The organism is Nocardiopsis ansamitocini (assembly GCF_030268225.1).
Classification (GTDB): domain Bacteria; phylum Actinomycetota; class Actinomycetes; order Streptosporangiales; family Streptosporangiaceae; genus Nocardiopsis_D; species Nocardiopsis_D ansamitocini.
Genome location: NZ_BSQG01000007.1, coordinates 54,576 through 75,889 on the forward strand (window position 1 = coordinate 54,576; position 21,314 = coordinate 75,889).

18 protein-coding genes are annotated in these 21,314 nt (G+C 70.1%); 13 read left to right on the plus strand and 5 right to left on the minus strand.

Annotated elements, in window-relative coordinates:
• Window positions 1-204: 204 nt before the first annotated feature.
• Together QSJ59_RS18590 and QSJ59_RS18595 are read left to right on the plus strand one after the other, a co-directional pair.
• Window positions 205-657, plus strand: a complete 453-nt coding sequence (locus QSJ59_RS18590) for a DoxX family protein (RefSeq protein ID WP_285760941.1) — start codon at window positions 205-207, stop codon at window positions 655-657.
• Window positions 658-884: 227 nt separating this feature from the next.
• Window positions 885-1,346 carry a DoxX family protein gene (locus QSJ59_RS18595; protein WP_285760942.1) on the plus strand — a complete coding sequence of 154 codons (462 nt, stop codon included), beginning with the start codon at window positions 885-887 and terminating at the stop codon, window positions 1,344-1,346.
• A 96-nt stretch (window positions 1,347-1,442) separates the two neighbouring features.
• Here the strand turns inward: QSJ59_RS18595 and QSJ59_RS18600 are convergent, their stop codons facing one another.
• On the minus strand, window positions 1,443-1,733 hold the full coding sequence (locus QSJ59_RS18600) for a TFIIB-type zinc ribbon-containing protein (protein WP_285760944.1): 291 nt from the start codon (window positions 1,731-1,733) through the stop codon (window positions 1,443-1,445).
• 335 nt (window positions 1,734-2,068) lie between these two features.
• On the opposite strand from QSJ59_RS18600, the gene QSJ59_RS18605 reads away from it, so the two are divergent.
• The 8 genes from QSJ59_RS18605 to QSJ59_RS18640 all read left to right on the plus strand — a co-directional run bounded on the left by QSJ59_RS18605 (window position 2,069) and on the right by QSJ59_RS18640 (window position 14,045).
• Window positions 2,069-2,506: a DUF485 domain-containing protein gene (locus tag QSJ59_RS18605; RefSeq protein ID WP_285760946.1), complete on the plus strand. Its 438-nt coding sequence runs from the start codon at window positions 2,069-2,071 to the stop codon at window positions 2,504-2,506.
• Window positions 2,503-4,164 (plus strand): solute symporter family protein, encoded by a 1,662-nt coding sequence (locus tag QSJ59_RS18610; RefSeq protein ID WP_285760948.1) that lies wholly within the window; start codon window positions 2,503-2,505, stop codon window positions 4,162-4,164. The genes QSJ59_RS18605 and QSJ59_RS18610 overlap by 4 nt, the downstream gene beginning before the upstream one ends.
• A gap of 484 nt (window positions 4,165-4,648) precedes the next feature.
• Window positions 4,649-6,517: a hypothetical protein gene (locus tag QSJ59_RS18615; RefSeq protein WP_285760950.1), complete on the plus strand. Its 1,869-nt coding sequence runs from the start codon at window positions 4,649-4,651 to the stop codon at window positions 6,515-6,517.
• Complete coding sequence (locus QSJ59_RS18620) at window positions 6,514-7,185, plus strand: hypothetical protein (RefSeq protein ID WP_285760952.1); 672 nt, start codon at window positions 6,514-6,516, stop codon at window positions 7,183-7,185. The genes QSJ59_RS18615 and QSJ59_RS18620 overlap by 4 nt, the downstream gene beginning before the upstream one ends.
• Window positions 7,182-9,059: a hypothetical protein gene (locus QSJ59_RS18625; RefSeq protein WP_285760954.1), complete on the plus strand. Its 1,878-nt coding sequence runs from the start codon at window positions 7,182-7,184 to the stop codon at window positions 9,057-9,059. Before QSJ59_RS18620 ends, QSJ59_RS18625 begins: the two co-directional genes overlap by 4 nt.
• Window positions 9,059-10,825 carry an RAMP superfamily CRISPR-associated protein gene (locus QSJ59_RS18630; protein ID WP_285760956.1) on the plus strand — a complete coding sequence of 589 codons (1,767 nt, stop codon included), beginning with the start codon at window positions 9,059-9,061 and terminating at the stop codon, window positions 10,823-10,825. The genes QSJ59_RS18625 and QSJ59_RS18630 overlap by 1 nt, the downstream gene beginning before the upstream one ends.
• Window positions 10,822-11,613 (plus strand): hypothetical protein, encoded by a 792-nt coding sequence (locus tag QSJ59_RS18635; protein ID WP_285760958.1) that lies wholly within the window; start codon window positions 10,822-10,824, stop codon window positions 11,611-11,613. The genes QSJ59_RS18630 and QSJ59_RS18635 overlap by 4 nt, the downstream gene beginning before the upstream one ends.
• Window positions 11,610-14,045 carry a TIGR03986 family type III CRISPR-associated RAMP protein gene (locus QSJ59_RS18640; protein WP_285760960.1) on the plus strand — a complete coding sequence of 812 codons (2,436 nt, stop codon included), beginning with the start codon at window positions 11,610-11,612 and terminating at the stop codon, window positions 14,043-14,045. The genes QSJ59_RS18635 and QSJ59_RS18640 overlap by 4 nt, the downstream gene beginning before the upstream one ends.
• Window positions 14,046-14,119: 74 nt before the next feature.
• Here QSJ59_RS18640 and QSJ59_RS18645 read toward each other — a convergent pair whose 3' ends face one another.
• From QSJ59_RS18645 to QSJ59_RS18660, 4 genes are all read right to left on the minus strand, one after another.
• Complete coding sequence (locus tag QSJ59_RS18645) at window positions 14,120-15,622, minus strand: hypothetical protein (protein ID WP_285760962.1); 1,503 nt, start codon at window positions 15,620-15,622, stop codon at window positions 14,120-14,122.
• Window positions 15,619-16,671, minus strand: a complete 1,053-nt coding sequence (locus QSJ59_RS18650; protein ID WP_285760964.1) for a hypothetical protein — start codon at window positions 16,669-16,671, stop codon at window positions 15,619-15,621. The genes QSJ59_RS18645 and QSJ59_RS18650 overlap by 4 nt, the downstream gene beginning before the upstream one ends.
• Before the next feature lie 80 nt (window positions 16,672-16,751).
• Window positions 16,752-17,108, minus strand: a complete 357-nt coding sequence (locus tag QSJ59_RS18655; RefSeq protein ID WP_285760966.1) for a hypothetical protein — start codon at window positions 17,106-17,108, stop codon at window positions 16,752-16,754.
• 151 nt (window positions 17,109-17,259) lie between these two features.
• Complete coding sequence (locus QSJ59_RS18660; RefSeq protein WP_285760967.1) at window positions 17,260-17,529, minus strand: hypothetical protein; 270 nt, start codon at window positions 17,527-17,529, stop codon at window positions 17,260-17,262.
• A gap of 218 nt (window positions 17,530-17,747) precedes the next feature.
• Between QSJ59_RS18660 and QSJ59_RS18665 the strand changes: the two genes are divergently transcribed.
• The 3 genes from QSJ59_RS18665 to QSJ59_RS18675 all read left to right on the plus strand — a co-directional run bounded on the left by QSJ59_RS18665 (window position 17,748) and on the right by QSJ59_RS18675 (window position 21,231).
• On the plus strand, window positions 17,748-18,605 hold the full coding sequence (locus QSJ59_RS18665) for a helix-turn-helix domain-containing protein (RefSeq protein ID WP_285760969.1): 858 nt from the start codon (window positions 17,748-17,750) through the stop codon (window positions 18,603-18,605).
• Entirely contained in the window at window positions 18,602-18,850 is a 249-nt protein-coding gene (locus QSJ59_RS18670) for a DUF397 domain-containing protein (RefSeq protein WP_285760971.1), read from the plus strand. The genes QSJ59_RS18665 and QSJ59_RS18670 overlap by 4 nt, the downstream gene beginning before the upstream one ends.
• Before the next feature lie 470 nt (window positions 18,851-19,320).
• Window positions 19,321-21,231 (plus strand): rhamnogalacturonan lyase, encoded by a 1,911-nt coding sequence (locus QSJ59_RS18675; protein WP_285760973.1) that lies wholly within the window; start codon window positions 19,321-19,323, stop codon window positions 21,229-21,231.
• Window positions 21,232-21,314: the final 83 nt, after the last annotated feature.

Sequence of the window (21,314 nt, forward strand, 5' to 3'; positions counted from 1 at the left end):
TCGGACAGGCTCCGGCCCGTGGCGCAATGGGGTGGCCGGGGAGGCTGTGTGGAGGTGTGGCATTGGCCACGTTCCGTATCCAGGCGAATACGAATACGATCAATTTTCCTCGGAAGATGTTCCCGGGACGGTTGAAGGTCAAGGATCCCCGCCCTTATTCCGCGCCGACCGTATTCAGTCAATCGATGGAAGAAGGATCACGTCATGGCCGAGACCACTCGTCACACCAGGGCCTGGGCGGCCGACATCACCGCCCTCGTCGCCCGCGTCGCCGTGGGCCTGGTGTTCATCGCGCACGGCCTGCAGAAGCTCGGCGGGGGAGTCGGTGGCACTGCCGAGATGTTCGCCGCCATGGGCATCCCGCTTCCGCAGGTCGCCGCCGTCGTCGCAATCGTCATCGAGGTGGGGGCCGGTGCCGCCCTGCTGATCGGACTGGGGCTTCCTGTCGCAGGCATCCTGCTCGCGGCCCAAATGCTCGGCGCTTTCGTCTTCGTGCACACCAGCGACCCTTTGCTGGGCGGCTATGAACTGGTTCTGGTCCTGGGGGCCGCGGCCCTCGCGTCGGGCTTCAACGGCGGAACCCTCGCGGTGGACCGTTTTCTCCCCTGGGGGCGCTCCGCGGTCCGTGCCACCGAGCCGGTGTCGCGTTCCTCGTAGGCCCTGATCCGCTCGCCTCGGGGGTGGACGCTTTTTGCCTCCGAGGCCCTTGTGGGTAAGGGATTTGGCACCTTTTGAGTATTGTGGCGATCGCTCTTGGTGACCGACCATGTACCGCACAGCGCGCGTCCGTCACCCCGTGGATGCGCATCCCTGCACGGAGCGGGTGGTTGTCCCGCCCCTTCCGTGGTCGGTCATGCTCGAATCGACGAGAGAAGACGATCATCATGCGGCACTACACCCCCACCCTCCGCGACAGCCTGGTCGATATCACCGCCCTGGTGGCCCGTATCGCCGTGGGTGTCACCTTTATCGCCCACGGCGCCCAGAAGCTCGGCATGGGAGTCGAGGGGGCCGGGCACATGTTCGATGCCATCGGCGTCCCGTTCCCGCAGGCCGCCGCGGCGCTCGCCATCGCGGTGGAGATCGGGGGCGGTGCGGCCCTGCTCCTCGGACTGGCGCTGCCCGTGACCGGTGCGGTACTCGCCGGCTTCATGGCGGCGGCCTACTTCTTCGGTCACCTGGGCGCCCCGCTCACCGGTCCCGGCGGATTCGAATTGGCCCTGGTGCTCGGCGGCTCGGCCCTTGCGCTGGGCTTCGCCGGCGGCCGGTTGACCGTGGACCGTTTCCTTCCCTGGGGCAGGCAGGCGGTACGCACCTCGGCGACCGAGGTCAGTCCGGCGGCCTGAGTCGGTATCTCCCACGGGCCTTCGCGCGTATTTGGGAGCGCTCCCAAATACGCGCGAAGGTGGCCCCGGTCCGCCTCGGCGGTCCGGGGCCTCTGCTCAGTCGAAGATCTCGTCGAGGAAGTCGGCCTGTCGCTTACGGCGTTCGCCCTGGTAGTCGTTGCGGGTGTAGGCGTCCTCGCTGTTGTCCCCGTTGTCGCGATGGCGGCGTCCGCCGCTGTACTCGTCCTCCTGGCCGCGCCGCCAGCGGTGCTCGGCTTCCAGGAGCTGTTCCAGCTCGCCGCGGTCCAGGAAGATTCCCCGGCACTGCGAGCACTTGTCCACGGTCACGCCCACGAGGTTCTCCCGGCTGAGCGAGCCGGGGCACTTGGGGCAGGAGAGAGTGTTCATGACAATGTGGATAGCGCATCGCGGCGCCGGGTTCCACTCGGGGCGGTTCCCGAAGCGCGATCGTCGATGCCCGTTGTTCGCCCGGGTGGGCGACGCAGGCAAACCGGCAAACATCGTCGAGATTTCGGATAAGCCGAACGTGTGCCGTTGCCGCTGGATATCGTAGGCGACTGCCCCTCGCTCTCCCGGGTGTGCCCGAATTCGACCGGCATCACCCAAGAAGGGGATTCTTTGCGAAATGTCGCGGCCCCGAACAGTTGCATGAATTTCGGTGGACCACGGGGAAAGTGGCGCTCCGGCGGGGAGAGGCGGGGAGCCCGTTTTGGGAGAAAAACGTGGTGGACCGTCGTGAGAGCGCTGATCCTGGACCGGCTCCGGTTCAAGGCGGGCAGTGGTGGCACTCCGAGGAGGAGCGTCGAGGGCAGCTCGTCCAGCAGAGCATCCAGATCGTCCGAATGGGGGCCGATCCGCGTTTCGTCGCTCTGCGCAAACGGTTCATCCGTCAGTTTTCCCTCCTTGTCGTCTTTTCCCTGGGCTGGTATCTCGCTTATGTTTTCCTCACCGTCTACGCCCGTGATCTAATGGCGATCCGAGTCGCCGGATCGATCAATATCGGTCTGCTCGTTGGAACCGGACAGTTCGTCTCGACCTTCCTGCTCGCCTGGGGCTACGCCCGTTGTGCCGAGCGTTCCATCGATCCCGTCGCCGTCGAGTTGCACACCGAGATGCGAGCGGCCGACGCCGCCCGCAACGGCGAAACGGTGCGTCCGTGACCCTCGGGCAGCTCTGGACCATCGCATTCTTCGCGCTCTTCGTCGCCGTCACCGCCATCGTCACCGTCCGGGCCCGACGCGGCGCAGCGGGCATCCTCGACTTCTATGCCGGTGGACGGCGCTTCGGCAGTACCCAGAACGGCCTGGCGCTGACCGGTGACTACCTTTCGGCGGCCTCCCTCCTCGGCATCGCCGGGATCATCGCGCTCGACGGCTACGACGGCTTCCTCTACTCGGTGGGCTTCCTGGTGGCGTGGCTGCTGGTACTCCCGTTGGCGCAGCTGATACGCAACACCGGCCGCTTCACCATGGCCGACGTCCCCGCTTTCCGGATGCGCCGGATGCGGGTCCGGATGGCCTGCACCACGTCCACGGTGACCGTTTCGGTCTTCTACCTGCTCGCCCAGATGGTCGGTGCGGGAGCGCTGGTCACGCTCATGCTCGGCATCGACCAGGGGGGTTCCTTCCTCGGAATGGATGCCGTCCAGGCCAGGACGGCATCCATCGTCGCGGTCGGAGTGCTGATGGTCGGTTACGTCATGTACGGCGGGATGAAGGCCGCGACCTGGCTGCAGATCATCAAGGCCGTCGTACTGCTCACCGGAACCGGGCTGCTCACGTTCGCGGTCCTTGCGGTGTTCGGGTTCAACGTCGACGACATGCTCACGGCAGCGGCCGACACCAGCGGCCGGGGACAGGCGTTCCTCGAACCCGGGCTGCGGTTCGGCCAGGAGGTGGCCGCGGACCCCGCCCGGACCCTCATCAACAAACTCGACCTGGTCAGCCTGGCGCTGGGGCTGGTCCTGGGCACCGTCGCGCTTCCGCACATCCTGACGCGCTTCTACACCGTGCCCGACGGCAGGGCGGCGCGCGCCTCGGTCAACCGCACCATCCTGCTGGTGGGCGCGTTCTATCTCATGACCTTGGTGCTGGGGTTCGGTGCGGCGGCCCTGGTCGGCCCGGAGCGCATCGCCGCCCAGGACCCCTCCGGCAACACCGCCGTTCCCCAGCTCGCCCGGGAGGTCGGCGAGCTGCTGGGCGGACCGGTCGGCGGCGCCGTGCTGCTCGCGTTCATCTGCGCGGTCGCCCTGGCCACGATCCTCGCGGTCGTCGCCAGTCTCACCCTGGCGTCGTCGGCCTCGTTGGCACACGACCTCTTCGGCCACGTCCTGATGTGGGGGCGTTCCAAGGAGTCCCAGGAGGTGGGCGTGGCCCGTCTCGCGGCGGTGCTGGTCGGAGCCGTGGCGATCGGTCTGGCCGTCGTCGCCCAGAACCTCAACGTCGCTTTCCTGGTCGGCCTGGCCTTCGCCATTGCCGCCGCCGCCAACCTCCCGGTCATCGTGCTGTCGCTGTTCTGGCGTCGCTTCAACACCAGCGGGGTCGAGGCCGGTGTCTACGGGGGACTGCTGTCCTCTGTGCTCCTGGTCCTGCTGTCGCCGGTGATGTCGGGCAAGACCGATCCGGTGACCGGAGCGAACCTCTCGCTGCTGCCCTCCTGGATCGACATCCAGCTCTTCCCCCTGGAGAACCCCGGTCTGGTCTCCATCCCGCTCGGCTTCCTCTGCGCCGTCGTCGGGACCCTGCTCTCCCGTGAACGCAACACCGCCCGCTACCAGGAGCTCCGCGTCCGGTCCCTGACCGGTACGGGCGCGCACTGAGCCGGTGGGGGCCGGGCGGGCCGGGGAACGCACCGGCGCGACGATCGTTCGCGGCCGGACGGTCACCGTCGGTCAGAAAGTCGTGCGAATCCGGGTAATCCCCGGCCGGAAACTGACCGCTAGTGGCCGTTCGATCCCCTAAAAAGCGGAAATCTCGCCGATGCGGCCCGTACGGCAGTCCGGATCGGCCACCATGTCCTCTACCCCGCATGCACGAATCAGCGGGCACTGCGCAGCGCCGCCGCTCCATTGGCCAGGGGGCCTCTTGGCCGGCGGTGTCCTCGCGTGGAGACGGCAACTGATCGTGCCGTGCGCTGGTGCCCCTGTTCGGTCCGGACCCCTCGTCGGCCTGTCCGGAACCGTCCTCGCATCGGCGCGCGGTCTTGGATCCATCGAGCCCCTGAGCGGTGTTCGCCCGGTCCGGCCACCCGAAATCCCGTCCACGTCCCACAGTGACCCGTTTCCCACCAGTGAGAAGGAGCCGATGAACGCACCACCCCCCGACGAGGGAGTGATCGTGGCGATCGACCTGCGCGGCATCCAGGATTTCGTGTACGGGAGCCCTCGCCTCCTCGACGCGATCGGCCGCGCGGTACTCGTCGCCAACCTCACCCGCACCCGGGAACCCGAGCCCGATGAGACCGGCACCCCCAGGCGCTTCTCCCCCGACATCCGGTCGTTGCTCCCCGACGACCACACCGTGCTCCGCGACGCCGGGGGCACACTCATCGTGGACCTGCCCGGTCCCGGCCGCGAGAACGCCCGCCGGTTCACCGCCCGCTACACCCGGCTGCTGCGCGACATCACCGCGCAGCTCTCGCCGGTGGTGGTGCACATCGGCTACGGCGGACCGGAGGACCACCACGCCGATCGCCGGGCCGCGGCGGCCGTGGTCAACGACCGGTTCCAGGCCGCGCGGCTCACCGCGCCGCTGCACCTGGCAGTGTCCGGCCTGGGTGTCACCGCGCCCTGCGACGTGACCGGGCGCCCGGCGGGTGGTGTGGACCGCAGCCGTGAACACGGCATCAAGAGCGAGCACAACGCCAACGCCAAGAGGCGACTCGACGACGCGGTGGAGGGCGAGCACCTTGCCCGGCTCGGCACCGTGCACGAGCGCGTCTCCCACGACGTCGCGGTGGCCCGGGGGCTGGGCCGCGACTGGCACCGCTCCTACGAGTCGACGTGGCTGGGCGGCGACACCCGGTTGCGGCTGCCCACCGAGGTGGACCACCTCGGACGCTCGATCGGAGACGTCAGCAGCCTGGCCGTCCTCCACTTGGACTTCAACGGGCTGGGCGACCTCCTCCAGCGGTTCCGTGCCGAGCTGGGCGGGAGGACCGACCCCGCCGTCGACACCGCGTTCGAGCTGAAGAAGGTCTCCGACGACATCGCCCGCCTCACCGAGGGGCTGGCCACCGCGCTGATCCGCGCCGTGTCCGGCGCGATCACCAAGGAGAACGGCAAACCCGTGCTGATCGGCCGGTGCGGGAACCGTTTCGTCCCGCACCACATCAAGGACACAACGCCCTCGGTCTCCGTGCGCCCCACCGTCGTGGCCGGCGACGACCCCATCAAGGACATAACGACCTCGGTCCCCGTGCGCCCCATCGTCGTGGCCGGCGACGACCTCACCGTCATGTGCGACGCCCGCCTCGCCTGGAGCGTGGCCCGCTTCGCCATCGAGTGGTTGGACGCCGACCCCGCCGCCCTCGCCGAGAACGACCCCCGCTACGGCATGGCCGATCGCATCGGGCAGGTGTGGGAACGTGTCGTGCCCCTGACCGGGGTCCGTACCGGAGTGCCCACGGTGGGTATCGGCATCGCGGTGCAGCCGGTGGGCGCGCCCATGTCGGTGGGCTACAAGGTGTGCGAGACGATGTGCCGTCTCGCCAAGGACCACAAGGGCAAAAATGAGAAAAATGACCGTCCTGGCTCGACGAATGGCGCCCCGAAACAGCCCGTCGTCGACCATTTGATCGCCTGGTCGCTGCGCTTCGACGACCCCCAGCGGATCGCCGAGCGGATGACCGCCGACCGCGACACCCGCACCGCCCAACCCATGACCGGCGCGGACTTTCGCGTGTTCCTGCACGAGTACCTCGACGGCGGCGCGCGCAGTCTGCGCCGGGGGGAGCTCGCCGAACAGCGGTCCTGGCTGCTGTCGTCGCTCAAGCCGCTGCTCCTCGCCGGGGGCGACCTCGAACCGGAGAAGAGGCGCAGGCGGGACCGGGGACTGCCCGCCGACCTGCCCGAATCGCTTCCCGGGGCGCTGCTGGACGCGCTGGCCCTGCTGGACCTGCACATGGACCTTCCCCTGGCCGAGGCCCGGAGCACGAGCCCGGAGGCGACGTGAGCGACACACCCACCCACCTGGTCATCGATCTGGTGTCACCCGCCCTGTTCGTCGGGCACAGCGCCACCGGGACCCACGCCCACACCGACGTCGTCACCGACGCCCACGGTCTGCCGCACCTGCCCCGGCAACGGGTCCTGGCGCTGCTGCGCATGGGTGCGGTCAGCGCCGCCCTCGCGGACGGGTCGCTGCTGGCTCCGGCGCACCGCCTGTTCGGTACGGCACGCTCCAACAAGGAGGACCGTGCGCTGCGGTTGCGCGACGCCGTCCTGGACGACTCCGTGCGCGCCGCCGTCGCCCTCGCCCTGGAGAACAGGGCAGAGGCCGCTCGTCTGCCGCTCCTGGCGGCGGTCACCGACGGATTCACCTGCCTGGAGAGCGGAATCGAGGTGGACCAGCACGGCGCACCGGTCCCGGGCCGACTGCGCACCGTGCGCGCCCTGCTGCCCGGTATGTGCCTGGCCACCCCCTTGTCATGGACGCGTGAGCCGACCGAGGACGAGGTGCGCTGCCTGGCCCGTGCCGCGCTCGCCTTCACCCAGGCCGGCCTGCGCACGAGCCGGGGGCGGGGCCGGGTGGACGCCCGGCTCGCCAAGGGCCGCGACGACTCCGAGCGCAACACCCGAACCCTGGCCTGGGCCGGTCTTGCCCGAGAGGAGACCCCATGACATCGACACCGTCCGTCGGCTACCTGCCGCTGCGCATCCTGCTCACCGAGTCCCTGGTCGTGCGCACCCGGTTCGATCCGATGAGCATCACCACCGACACCGTCATCAGCGGCCGTGCCCAGCGCGGGATGCTGGCCGCCGCGCTGCCGAGAAACCGGCATGACGAACTGATCGACGCCTGGATCGCCCGGGGCGAGGCCATCCGCTTCGCCCCCGCCTTCCCCCGGCTGGAAGCGGCCGAGAAACAACCCGTCGCCACGGTCCCGGCCCCGTTGTCGCTCTCCGGGGAGAAGAAGCCGGAGGACACCGACAAGCGCGCGCTCGTGGACCGACTCGTCCAGGAGCCCGGTGCTTCCGCCGTCCCGCTGCGCGCGCTCACCGGGACGATCACCCCCGACTTCCGCCACCTCGTCACCCCCATGACCAGCACCGAGCAGTACCTGGGGGTGGAGCGCACCGGACAACTCCAGCCCGGTGTCCCGTTCATCACCACCAGCCTCGACCCCGGCCAGGTGTTCGAGGCCCGTTGGCGGCTCTCCGCCGGGAGCCCGGACGAACTGGAAGCACTGGCCGGGGACATCCTCGGCGTTCTCGCCGGGCGCGAGGGGCGCCTCTCCCTCGGTTCGGGCGGCACCCGCGCGCACGGCGGCGGGGTGCGCGTCACCTGTGCCGCGCCATCCGGCACGGGGCATACGGTCATGGACCGAACCAGCCACGCCCGAACGGTCTGGCGAGCGGGAACCGATCGCTTCCTCGTGCTGCTCGCGCCCGCCCTGCTCACCGACGGCGCGGGGGTCCACAACCCCCTCGTCTTCGCCAAGCACGCACTGGAGGTCGTGCGGAGCCTGTTGGGCCGGGAACGGGAAGCCGTCGTGCCTGTGGGCTCCTACGTCGAACCGCGGATCGTCGGCGCCTACCACCGTCTCTACCACGGCCCGATGGCCGAGCGCCGGGCCGCGGCCCCGGGGTCGGTCCTGAGGCTGCGAGCCTGCCGCGACATCGGTATCTCCGAGATCCGCGCGCTGGAGGACATCCAACTCGGCGAGCGCGCCGTCGACGGCTTCGGGGCCTTCGTCCTGCTTCCGCCACCCCACGACGAGGCGGTTCTCAAGGCCAACCGCAAGCCCGTACCCGCGTGTGAGCAAGCACCGCGCGGCGCCTCGCCGCGTCGCCGCGTCCTGCTGGCCGACGGGACCGGCGTCGACGTCGAGGAGGACATCGCCGACGGCACGGCTTTGCGGCCCGGAAGCGGTACGCCACTGTCCACTCTTTACGACGCGATGCTGTGGCAGGCGGTGGCCGAGCCGGTCCGCGCCCGCGCCCGCGATCTCGCGGCCGGCATGGTCGGCACCCTCACCCCCAGCCTGCTGGGCCGGCTGCGCGAGATCGCCGCTGCCCCGGTCGCTCCTGAGGGGAACGAAGACGCCGCGCGCACGACCCTGAAGCGCCTGGCCCTGGCGGTCACCTCCGACAAACCCGAGGCGAGCCTCGGTGCCGTCAGCCCCTTCAAGCCGTTCACCAGTTCGGCGCTGGCCGCCGTCGAGACCGCGAAGGTCACCCTCTACAAGGAAAAGACCTCTGTCCAGAACTGGCTTTGCCAGACAGCGAAGGACCCCGCAGCCTCGTGGACGAACAACAAGGCGCAAGGAACCGAGCTCGCGAAGGCGATCAACACGGTGGACCTCGCGGGTGGTTCCGTCCGGGACGCGTCCGGAGAGTTGTCCACCGCCGCTCAGAAGTGGCTCAGCGATCCGGCCGTGCTCGCCCGGCTCTCCCTGCTGTTGATCACCACCTGGCTGGCCGAACGCACCCGGATCGCCCACCAGAACGAGACCGAGCGGGCCGACCGCGCCGAATCGGGGGAGAGGTCCTGATGTCCACGACAAAGAACAGCGAAGACACGACCCAGGGGGTGCCCGGCCTCGCCGCCGGGGCGATCCGCGAGACCGCCCTTGTGTGGGAGGTCGCCGTGCGGCTGCGGCTGCTGGGCGACACCCACGTCGGCGCCGCCCTGGACACCCCGCGCCACGCCGCCGAGAGCGACGTCGCCGGGCTCGTCGATCGCGACCCCGTCTCGGGGGTCCCGCGCCTGCGCGCCACCACCCTGGCCGGGTTGCTGCGCCACCACCTCACCGCACGGCTGGGCGGCCTCGACGCGCCCACCGGCCCCGACGACCCGGTACCCCGGGGCGCCGATGTCCTGTTCGGGAAGCCGAGCGTTCCCAGGGAACCGAACGAACTGGGCCCCGGCGCCACCGACAGCCCCCTCGAACTCGACGACTGCGTCGCCCTCCTGCCCGAGGGGGTGGGAATCTCCGTGCGCACCGGCAACCGCATCGACCGGAATCGGGGTGCGGCCGCCTCCGGTGGCCTGTGGCAGTTCGAGGTCCTGCCCGCCGGGACGCTGTTCACCGCCACTCTGCGGCTGCGCGTGCGCAACCGGGCCGACGAGGGTCGCCTGCTGGCGCTGCTCGCCCTGGCCGCCGACGGCCTGCGCGGTCCCGTGGCCGGACCCGATATTCGGCTGGGTGCGCGCACCGGACGCGGCTACGGTGCGGTGCGCGCCGAGGTCTGGCACGCCCGCCGCCACGACCTCGCCACCGTCGAGGGCTGGGCCGGCTACTACGCCTGGACCTGGGCCGAACGCCGTCAGCGCGCCGAACGCGGCCTGGACGCCGGACCGCGCGACGAGCGGCTGCGCGACCTGCTGGACAGCCGGGCGTCCGAGTGCGCCGACGCCTACCGTGCCGCCCTGGACGCCGTGGGCGCGGATCAGCGTGACCGCGACGAGTTGGTCCTGGCCGTGGCCGTGGCGGAACAGCCCGCCGAGGTGCTGGCCGCCGGGGCCGGTGGTCCGGTCCGCCCCGGCCTGGTCATGATCGGCGACGTTCCCGGCCCGGGAGCCCCCGACCGCACCGACCGAGCGCACCGCACCCGTCCCCGCTTCACCGGTGACGGGGCGGTCGAGTGGCAACCCATGCTCGGCGACACCGGACTGTTCGCGATGGTCAAGCGGATCGGCCGACGACTCGCGACGGACGCCGCCGACGCCGCCGGGTACGCCGGGGGAGAGGCGCGACCGGCCGGACCGGAGGCCCGTACCGGAGCGGTTCGCGCCCGCGCCTGGCACGCCTCCTGGTGGGGGGAGGACCCGGCACCGGGCTCGGGTCGCCCGCCCGCGCCGTCCCAGGTCAGGCTGCGCGACGCCCCCGCCATCGACGGCGGTCACCCCATGGCGGTGACCCGCAACAGCATCGACGCGCTGTTCGGCGACACCGTGGACGGCCGGCTGTTCACCGACGCCCTGCACGCGGGTGGCACGGCCCGCGTGGTCCTGGACGTCTTTGGTGCCGACGACTCCGTGCGCGGCCTGCTGGCCCTCGTGGTCCGGGAACTGGGCACCGTCGCCTTCGACGGTGTCGGTGCGGGCTGGGGGGTGGGCCAGGGGCGGCTCACCGTCACCGGCGCGACCCTGACCCGCCACCGGCCAGGTGCCGCACCCGAGCCCACCGACCTGATCGCGGCCGTGCACGGCACCGACCCCGTGGCCCGCTCACGCGCCCAGGAGTGGGTCGGCGCGCTGCACGACCGGTTGGCCCCCACCGCCGCCGCCGACGCACCCCGAGGAGAGGACCGATGACCGCAGTGAACCCCGCCCGGCCGGAGCCGGACCGGCTGAAGCCCATGGGTGTGGAAAACGTGAGCCTGTCCGTTGAGGACATCACCACGCTGCACGCCGAAGTGTTCGGCAAGGTGCCCGACAAGCAGGGCCGCAGCAGTCTCCTCGACCGTTACGACCCCGGCACGACCCAGTGGCTCATCGCCGAGTTCGGTGACGGCCGCATCGTCGGCGCCTGCCCCGGTAAGGAGTGGCGGCTGTCCAGCACGGGTCCGGAGCCGTTGCCCAGGTTCTCGGCCCCGCATCCCGGTGCCTGGCACCGCACATCGGACAAGGACGACACCGACGCCTGGCGGCTCCTGGAGGCGGTCGTGTTCTCCGCCAACGCCCAGATCCGGGTGGGGGAGGGGGCGCGCGCCGCTTGGCTGCTGCGCGACGGCGACCTCGACGCCTTGGTCGAAAAGCCGTGGCTCGCCCCCCGCGACCGCTCGTTCCTGCTGGCCGGATACCCGGGAAACCCCAACCGATCCGGCCGCCCAGACCGGCCCGGCCAGAAGCACCGATGGGTCTCGCACGACGACGTGACCTTCACCATCGCCGAGGAACTGTCCGGGGCCACCGTGGTCCATCCAGTGAGGTGGGAGAAGCCCTGCCCCGCCTCCACGGGAAAGCCGCCGCAGGGCAGCTGGCTGAGCGTGCGCGAGTACTGGGGGCAGGACGAAACGACCGGTGAGGTCGTGGTCGCGGCGCACCGGCTCACCGGTTACCACGTCGGCGACGACCCCCACCCCGAGGGAGACACGAAGTGAGCACGGAGAAGCCCCGGTCGACCCCGGGAAACATTCAGCCGGGCAAACCGAACCCGGCGACGTTAGCGAAGCTGTCGGGCCCGGCGTTCGCGCAGCAGAAACCCGGCGGAGCGACGGCGAGACAGGGCGGTCCGGGCACGTCCGGTGCCAAACCGGGTGCGGGGGTTGATCGTCGTCTCGCCGCCGACGCCCCGCCGCCCGAGCCGGGAGCCAACCCGGGCACCGACTTCCACGCCCTCGCCCCCTACGGCGCGATCCCGCTGCCCGAGACGCCGATGCCCGCCACCCGGCTCCAGGCGTCGGCGCTGGACCTCCTCGGTCCCGACGCCTCGCCGGACGCACTGCTCAGGAGCCATGACTCCCGGCTGCCCGGCACGCACACCGGCTGGATCGACCTGGAGATTCGCGCCCTGACCCCGCTGTTCGTGGGGACCACCCAGGACGAGCGGCAAGAAGGGGAACCGCCGCCCGTCGCCCGTTCCGCGCACGTCGAGAACCGCCCGGTCATCCCGGGCGCGTCACTGCGCGGCCTGCTGCGCAACGAGCTGCGCCTGCTCACCGGCGGCGAGACCGGTCCAGTCAACACCCCGCAGCTGTTCTTCCGGGCGCCGGTAGACCTGCGTCCGGATTCCGTCAAGAACAACAAGGAGGAGTACCGCACCCGCTTGGTGGGGGACCGTCTGCACAAGCAGTACAAGAAGATCGAAAAGATCGATGAGAAACGCAAGGTCAGCGCGGGCTTTCTCGTTCATAGGGAGAGCGGCTGGTCCATCGTCGAGCTGGCCGCCAAGAAACCGTGGACGATCAGCTTCAAGGCCATCCGGGCCAGCCTCGCAGAGCGCTCGTTCGGCTACGCCGAACGCGACTTCCCCGACCCGCCGCGGGACAACACCTACGTGCCCGCCGAGCACCACTCGGCGTTCCAGTACCGCAGGGTGTGGGCGATGCTCAAACCGGAGGAGCTGACGGCGTTCCTGATCGCGCCGACGGAGGAGACCGCGAAGAAGAAGCGCGCCGAACTGTTGCTGAACGGTGAGCGGGGGACCGAGATCCGTCAGTGCGTCCTCGTTCTCACCGGCGCGGCGGGTGAACCCCGGAACAACGCCTACCTCTTCCCGATTCCCACCGGTTTCCGTGACGGACTGCCAGTGGACGAGGGCCTGATTCGCCTTTTCGAGTCCGCCGAGCAGATCACCAAATACCAGCAGAAGAACTTCCACGAAGAACTGTCGGTCACCAGTGGCGACCCGGAGCGGCCGCCGCTGGCCAACGGGCGCGGCGGCGGCCTTCCCCGGCGTTCGCTCGAACCCGTCTGGTTCCAGACCGTCGATGGAACGGTGGTCTCCTTCGGGCGATCGGGGGGTTACCGGGTCGCGGTGGGCGACTTCGATCCGTTGAGTAAGGTGGTTCCCGCCGCCGTGCTCGGTCCGCAGGAGTGCAGGAGCGGTCACCGGGCCGGTGAAACGGAGCGGCCCGACCGCGACCGCCCCGCCGATGTGCCGCGTGCGATCTTCGGCGATATCGACCTTCTCGCAGAAGACGAGGGTAAGCGGCTCGCCGCGCGCGGCAGGGTCAGCGTAGGCGCGGCGCTGAGCGAGAGCACGGACGTCGAGTTCACCGATCCGCTGCGGGTCGAGCTGCTGTCGCCGCAGCGGGGCTGTTTCGCCAACTACCTCGTCCAACCCCATCCCGGGTTCGACCCCAAGAAGCCGCTCGACCTGGTCACCTGGTCACACGAGGGCGACGTCCGGCTCGGCGGGTACAAGGTCTACCTGCACCGTCACGACGAGCAGCCCACGGGCCCGCGCGCCAATGACCGGCACGCTCAGCTGCGCCCGAAACCGGAGACCGACCCTTTGGCGACCGAGCGCGACGTGCGCCCGGTCCGCGAAGGCACCGTCTTCCACGGCCGCCTCACCTTCACCAACCTGGCCGAGGCCGAACTCGGCGCGCTCATGCGGGCACTCCTGCTCGGCAACCCGGCCGACGGTGGGGCCGCCCGTGACCCGCGCTACGCGCACAAGATCGGGATGGGCAAGCCGCTGGGCCTGGGCAGCGTGCACATCACCCCGCGCCTGCACCTGGTGGACGCCACCGAACGCACCCGGTCGCTCGATCCGTTGGCCGGGGTGCGCGCCGTTGACGACGCCGGTGTGGAGAAGCTGCTGGCCGCCTTCGACGACGCGCTGCTGGAGTGGGAGCGCGGGCAGCCGGTCAAACGAGGGGAGTCCGTCCCGCAGCGGTGGGAGGACGTTCCTCGGGTGCGCGAACGGCTGTGCGCGGCCCAGTGGCGCGAGCGGCTGCCGGAGAGCTGGACCCGCACCATGACCCTGGACGAGTTCAAGCGTTTCCCGGTGCTGCCCGCCGTCAGCGAGCGGTTCGCGCGCCACCGGCAGCACGGCCGTCCCCGGCCGGGGCGCACCACCGCCTGATCCGGGGATTCAAGCGGTTTTCCGGTGGGTGCGGTCCACGGGCCGCGCCCACCGGTCACGCGGCGGAGCGGTTCTCACCGCTGCCAACGCAGGTGCGCCAGCGGCGCGGTGATCGGCCGGTCGTCCCACAGGATCTGCGAGAACACCCCAACGGCCAGGCACCAGCCGGTCGCCAGCACCAGCACCGCCCACGGATCACCGCCGGTGCCGTGCCACAACGATTCCCACCTGGCGGCCGCGGCGGTGTCGGCCAGTACCGGCGCCACCGCCACCAGCCCGATCAGGCTCACCAGGAACGCGTGCGCCGCGCCCAGCGCGGTGACGCCCAGCGCCCGGGCGAGTGCCTGCCCGCCCGACACCCCGTGGTTGCGTGCCTCCACCACCAGGTAGCACCACGCCACCGCCGCCAGCAGCACCGCTGCCCACGGTGCCGAGGGGAACGCCGGGTCGAGCCGCGCGCGCTGCCACCAGTCGGGAAACGCCACCAGCACCACCAGGCCCACGGCACACGCCGCCGGGATGCGCAGAGCCCAGGGGGCGGAGCGCTGCCGGCCCAGCGCGGCCGTGTCCAGGATGGCCAGCAGGTAGGCGGCCGCGCCCAGCCCCGCCGCCGGGGTGAAGAGTCCGGACACGGCCAGGCCGAACGCGCCCGCAGCCGCCCCCACCACTGTGAGGGGTAAAAACCAGTTCCAGCCGGGCACGTGGCCGTACAGGGCGAGTCCCGCCGCCGACAGCAGCTGGAACCGGGGGAGCAGGTGCCGCTCCACCACGTCGGCGGACACCGCCTCGTCCTCGCCGTCGGGCGGGGCGGGTTTGTCCAGCGGAGCGGACGACAGGACGAGCGGCCCCCTCCAGTAAGAGTTCTGCGCCGTCGCCAGCTCACTCAGCTCTGCCTCCACCATCGCCGGGTCGGCGGCGGACAACAACGGATGTGACTGGTAGGAGTCCAGGCACGATTGCCAGTCCCGGCGGGCGGCGCGGGCGCGTGCCAGCAGAAGCTTTTCGCTTCCGGCCCCGAACGCCCAGCCGACGACTCCGTGCACTCGTGCGCTATGGGCATCGGCCGCCCCCCATACCCAGTTCCCGGAGTCCTGCTGGCGGTGCCGGAACGGCTCGCTGAGCACCAGGAAGCGCAGGCGCGCGGCCAACGGCAGCAGCCGCCGCGTCTCCGCCTGGTCGGCGCTCTCCACCGCCGACCACACCGCCTCGGCCGCCCGGCAGGCAATCGCCCACCGTTCGGCGGGAGAACCCTGCGGCGGTTGCTCGGAGTCCGAACCGGTGACCAGGAAATGGGGAGTGGTCAGCAGCACGCGCAGTGTCGAGTGCCTTTCCGTCTCTTCCGGTACCAGCGCCTGGGCGAGCCCGCCGGTCATGGCCTCCACACCCGCCGCCTCCTGGCCCCAGGGGCGGTCGGCCCAGTCGGACAGCGTCGCCAGCAGGGGGCAGACCCGCCGCCAAGCCGTCTTCGGGTCCCCCGAAGCACCCAGGTGCGACAGGGCGGGTGCGCCCATGACTCCCGACCTCAGACGCCGCGCGAGCCCGTCCAGCGGGTCCGTCTCCGCCTCTGTCGCGGTCACGGCTTCGCAGGTTCGGTGAAGAGGGCGCGCAGCCCTTCACCGAAGGGCGTGAGTTCGAACCGTCTGTTCACCCGCTGGTAGACGTATCCTTCGAGGTCGTCGTTCTGGGCTCCCCTGGCGGCGAAGGACTCCGGGTGCTCGTCGGCCTCGCGAAAGACCTCTTTGACGAGTGCGTAGGGGAGATCGCGCAGCGGTACGGGGATCAGCCGTTCCCTGCGCGACTCGTGCATCATCCGGGCCGACACCGACGCCACTTCCGCATGCTCTGCTCCGTTGCGGGACCGCAGCGAGCGCATCCCTTCGGCGAGCCCGATCAGGTAGGGGAGCGGGGCACGGTATCCGCCGGTCAGGTGGAAGACGTAGCGGTGTCCGGGGCCGGCCAGGGTGTCGATCAGGCGGCTGCCGAGGGTGCCGATGTGGCGCATCGCGCGGGAGAGGTCGCCTCCGTGGAGCAGATCCAGCCCGGGGACGGGGGCGATCAGCACGCGTCCGTGCGCGGGCTCCGAGGCATCCTTCGGAGAAGCGAGGTAGTCCACCCGTGAGCGGTCCCCACCGGTGAGGGCCAGCGCGTTCCACAGGGCGGCGCGGGTCCCGACGGCGGTGTCGCTGGGGATCAGCACCACCACGTCGTGCAGACCCGCGCGGACGTGCGGGGGGAGCTGGAGGGTGTCGGGGCTCCCGGGGTGCGCCAGGGAGGCGAGTTCGGCGCTGGCCCCGCTCAGGAACAGTTCCGGCCGCAGAACGGCGATGTCGGCGTCGAGCTCCTTCGCCTCTGCGGTGTCGCCGTTCAGTTCGTGTTTCAACCGTTTCCGGTGGGCGTCCGCCAAGGTCCGTTGAATGTCTGGGTCGGGGTTCTCCACCGGGATGAGCCGGTCGACGTGTGCGCGTGTCTTGGCCCCCCGCTCGGGTGCGCCCGGTGCGTTGCGCCACGGTTGCATGGGCGAGTGGTCGTTGATCAGCGTGTTTCGCAGTGACAGCCCCACCGTCACGATGTGCACGGTGCCGGGGCGGGGCTTGCGCCCGAGTATCTCGGAAATGGTTCTCCGCATACGGTTTCCTCTCGCAAAGGTATGCGCTGACCGATGAGGAAACCGGTGCGGTGGGAGGGCCCGGTGAAGCCGTTTTCCGCTCAAGCCCTCTCGGTCAACGACCGTGAACGCTCCTCGATACTGCGCGCTATCCCTTCGCGCAGCCAAGGGATCCCCTTCAACGATTCGGCCGCTTCCGGCCACCGTTCACGGACCCCCCGAACCACGGAGGCCGCCGTGTCCGCGAGGTGCGTCTCGCCCGCGCCCAGCCGGACCGCCAACCGGTCGAACGTGGACAGGGAGACCGCCGAGAAGCGCTTGGTCCCGCCGAACTTGAGCCCCAGGGTCTCCGCGCCGTCCGGGTGGTACACGCCGTTGGAGACCAGGTCGTAGGCGGGCGACAGGTCTTCGATCTCGTGGATCTCCGTCTCAGGGCTGCCCTTCAACCTCTCGCTCACGATTTCCTTGCTCCTAGCGTTCGCACCAGACGGCACCGCGGCCGACGGTGCGTTTGCCTTGACCCTGGTCTGATGCATGGGAGAGGCGCGTCGTGGTCCGGATCGGCTGGAACCTCTTTTTCCGAGGCCCGAGCCGATCCGGATGAGGTGATCAGATCCAGACCACGTGGCCGCCGACCCGTGCGGCGAAACGTTCGGGGTCCGACAGCGAGTAGAAGCCGTGTTCGTCGATCCCGCGTGCCACGGCGCCCCCGGCGGGGTTGGTCGCGCCGTAGTAGGCGTGCTCGGTGTCGTCGCTGTCGTCGTCGGTGTACACGTCGATGTAGAACGCGCGGGGCACCTCCGTGGGAGGGGCTGCCGTCTCCTCGGGAGCGGGGGCGCCGTGGTAGACAGGACGTGAGTCGAGGGACGGGTCGTCCATAGGACACCTTTCTCGGTTCGAGGCCCGAGCGGGGTGGTTGGTAGCCGGTTTCCGCTCGGGCCGCTCTGCGTTCGGGGGCTGGTGGCCGTATCGGTCGGGTCTCGAATGTCCAGTTTCTGTGACGGCCGTCTCACCTGCTGTTATGATTGCACATATTCTAGTAACTCACAAGCTTGTGCAGAAAGAAGCTTGTAAATATGTGGGAAGGGGAGTAGGTGATGGTCAGCCGCAAAGCGCCCACGCCGACTCTGCGTAGTCGCTGGCTCGGCAGCCGCCTGCGACAGCTGAGAGAGGAGAGTGGTCTGAGCATTGAGGAGGTGGCCGACTACCTTCAACGCAACATGGGCACCGTCAGCCGGTTCGAGAATGGGATCTATCCCGTACGCCGCCCGGACATGCAGGCGATGCTCACCCTCTACGGGGTCAACGAGCCGCGTCGGAGAGAGACCCTCACCGGCCTCAGTGAGAGCGTATGGCGCACCGGTTGGTGGGACGGCTACGCCGACGACTTCAGGGAGTTCGTGGACTTCGTGTGGTTGGAGGAACAGGCCGACGAGCAGTTGCTCTTCGACAACACGGTGCTGCCGGGGTTGTTGCAGACCGAGGACTACGCTCGCGCCGTCATCGAGGCGGCCGAGTTCGACGGAAGTGCCGAGTACATCGAGCGCGGTGTCGCGCTGCGCATGGAGCGCCAGAAGATTCTGGACCGGCGGAACCTCAGAATTCGCTCGATCATCGACGAGGCGCTCCTCCACCGACAGGCAGGCGGTCCCGAAATCATGCGTGACCAGTTGCGGCACCTGCTCGCCTGCGCGCAGCGGCCATCGGTCCAACTCCGGGTACTGCCGTTCAGCGCCGGAATGCACGCGAGTCCAACCGGTTCGTTCATTCTCTTCAAAATGGCCGAACCGTACCCTGAGGTGACGTGTGTAGAGACTTTGAAGGGAGCTCTCTACATCGAATTGCCCGATTCCGAGGCGGTGGCCGAGCGCTACGATCGGTTGTGGGAGGTATCTCTCGGCCAGGAAGAATCTGCTGCGCTTATTGCGGCAAGGATCGAGGAGCGAGCACTGTGACCACTATTCCGACACCGCAGGAGCTTTCGGAGCGGGAGCGTGCGGGTGTCGCGTGGCACATCAGTACCTACAGTTCCAACGGCGGCGCCGCGTGTGTCGAGGCCGGGCTGCTGGGTGACGGGTCGGGTCGGGTGGCGGTGCGGCACAGTCATCACCCGGATGCCGCCGTGGTCGTTTACACCCGGCAGGAGTGGGAGGCGTTCACCGCCGGTGTGCGTTCGGGGGAGTTCGATTTTCACGCGTGACGCCCTCGGCCGAAACGGTCACGGTCCAACGGGGTGCCGGACGATCGCGGCGGGCCTCGCGCGCGGTGGAGGCGGTAGCGCTCTCGGCGGCCCGTTCCTGAGCTGACCGCCCGGCCCCTGCGCAGTGGTCCGTTCCGGTACGCCGAGGCTGCTCCACTCCCCTCGCCCCGCCACTCCCCGCCCGCAGGCCGAAGAGCCCCCCGACTCGCGTCCCCCGGGCTCCTCCGAGTCCGCCCGCTGCTTCTCCCGCGAACGCGCAATCGCCTATGGCGCAGGGGTTCTCGGTGCGTATCTTTCGTGTTACGTTCTGTCCCACCCTTAGCAGGTAAGCGCTTACCTTTTGTGGGGAAAGGGGAGGCGCGTTCTGCAAGGTCGTCCGGGCTCCGCTTGTGGTGGGGCCCGGTCAAACCAGCAGGCGGTCGGGGACAGCGACCCCGCCCGCCTCGAAAGTGCTCATAAGGAGTGCTCCTGTGCGATCCCCCCTACCCTCCTCACCCTCCGGTCCAGGCCGGCTCCGCCGAACCGCGGCCCTCCTCGGCCTCCTCGCGCTGACCGCCGCGCCCCTGACCGCGGCCCCCGCCCACGCGGACGTCCCCGCCGCGCAGTCCGCCGCAGCCGCCGATCCCACGGGCACCCGCCAGGCCGAGCGCCTCGACCGCGGTCTGATCAGCGTGCGCAGCGGTAACGGCAACCTGGTGAGCTGGCGCCTCCTCGGCGGTGACCCGCCAAACGTCGGGTTCGACGTCTACCGCGGCTCCACCAAGGTCAACTCCTCCCCGCTCACCGGGGCCACCTCCTATCTGGACTCCGGTGCGGCGGCCAGCGCCTCCTACACGGTGCGCGCGGTCGTCAACGGCACCGAGCAGGCAGCGTCATCCGCCTCGCTCACCTTCACCAACGGTTACCTGGACGTCCCCCTCCAGCGCCCCGCGGGCGGCACCGTCAACGGCTCCGCCTACACCTACGACGCCAACGACGCCGGCGTCGGAGACCTCGACGGCGACGGCCGCTACGAGATCATCCTCAAGTGGGAGCCCACAAACGCCCAGGACAACTCCAATTCCGGTTACACCGGCCCCGTCATCATCGACGCCTACACCCTCACCGGCACCAGGCTGTGGCGCATCGACCTCGGCCGCAACATTCGCGCCGGGGCGCACTACACCCAGTTCCAGGTGTACGACTACGACGGGGACGGGCGCGCCGAGGTCGCGATGAAGACCGCCGACGGCACGCGCGACGGCGCCGGGACGGTCATCGGTTCGGCCTCGGCCGACCACCGAAACTCCGCCGGTTACGTGTTGAGCGGTCCTGAGTTCCTCACCGTTTTCGACGGCCGCACCGGCCGGGCCCTGGACACCGTGGACTACGTGCCCGCGCGCGGCACCGTCTCCTCGTGGGGCGACAACTACGGCAACCGGGTCGACCGCTTCCTGGCCGGGACCGCCTACCTCGACGGCCGGCGTCCCAGCATGATCTTCTCGCGCGGCTACTACACGCGCACCGTCATCGCCGCCTGGGACTTCCGCAACGGCCAGCTCACCCGGCGCTGGACCTTCGACACCAACAGCTCCACCAACAGCGGCCAGGGCTATGACGGCCAGGGTTTCCACAGCCTGTCCATCGCCGACGCCGACGGCGACGGCCGCGACGAGATCATGTTCGGCGCGATGGCCGTGGACGACAACGGCTCCCGGCTCTGGACCACCCGCTACGGCCACGGCGACGCCCTGCACGTCGGGGACTTCGTGCCGGGCCGCCCCGGCCTGGAGGTCTACGGGGTGTCGGAGAGCGCGAGCCAGCCAGACGCCTGGCTGGCCGACGCGAGGACCGGGGCCACCCTGTGGCGTACCGCAACCGGCGGCGACAACGGACGCGGTGTGGCCGGCGACATCTGGGCGGGCAGCCCCGGTGCGGAGTTCTGGTCGGCACGCGTGGGCGGGCTGGCCAACACCTCCGGCCAGAACGTGGCCCGCAAGCCCGGTTCGACGAACTTCCTCGCCTGGTGGGACGGCGATCCCAGCAGGGAACTGCTTGACCAGACCCAGATCGACAAGTACGGGCCCAGCGGCGACACCCGTCTGCTCACCGGTTCCGGCGTGGCCGCGAACAACGGCACGAAGGCCACCCCCGCGCTGTCGGGGGACATCCTCGGCGACTGGCGTGAAGAGGTCGTCTGGCGCACCGGTGACAACTCGGCACTGCGCGTCTACTCCAGTCCGCACGCCACCGACCGCCGCATCCCCACCCTGATGCACGACACCCAGTACCGCACCGCGATCGCCTGGCAGAACACCGCCTACAACCAGCCGCCGCACCCTTCGTTCCACATCGGTGACGGCATGGCGACCCCGCCGTGGCCCGACATCTACCACCCCTGATCCTCCCGGGGCGAACAAGGGGGCGGACGGTCCCGACGGGCCGCCCGCCCCCTCCGTGCGGGACGGGGCCGGGAACTCACCAG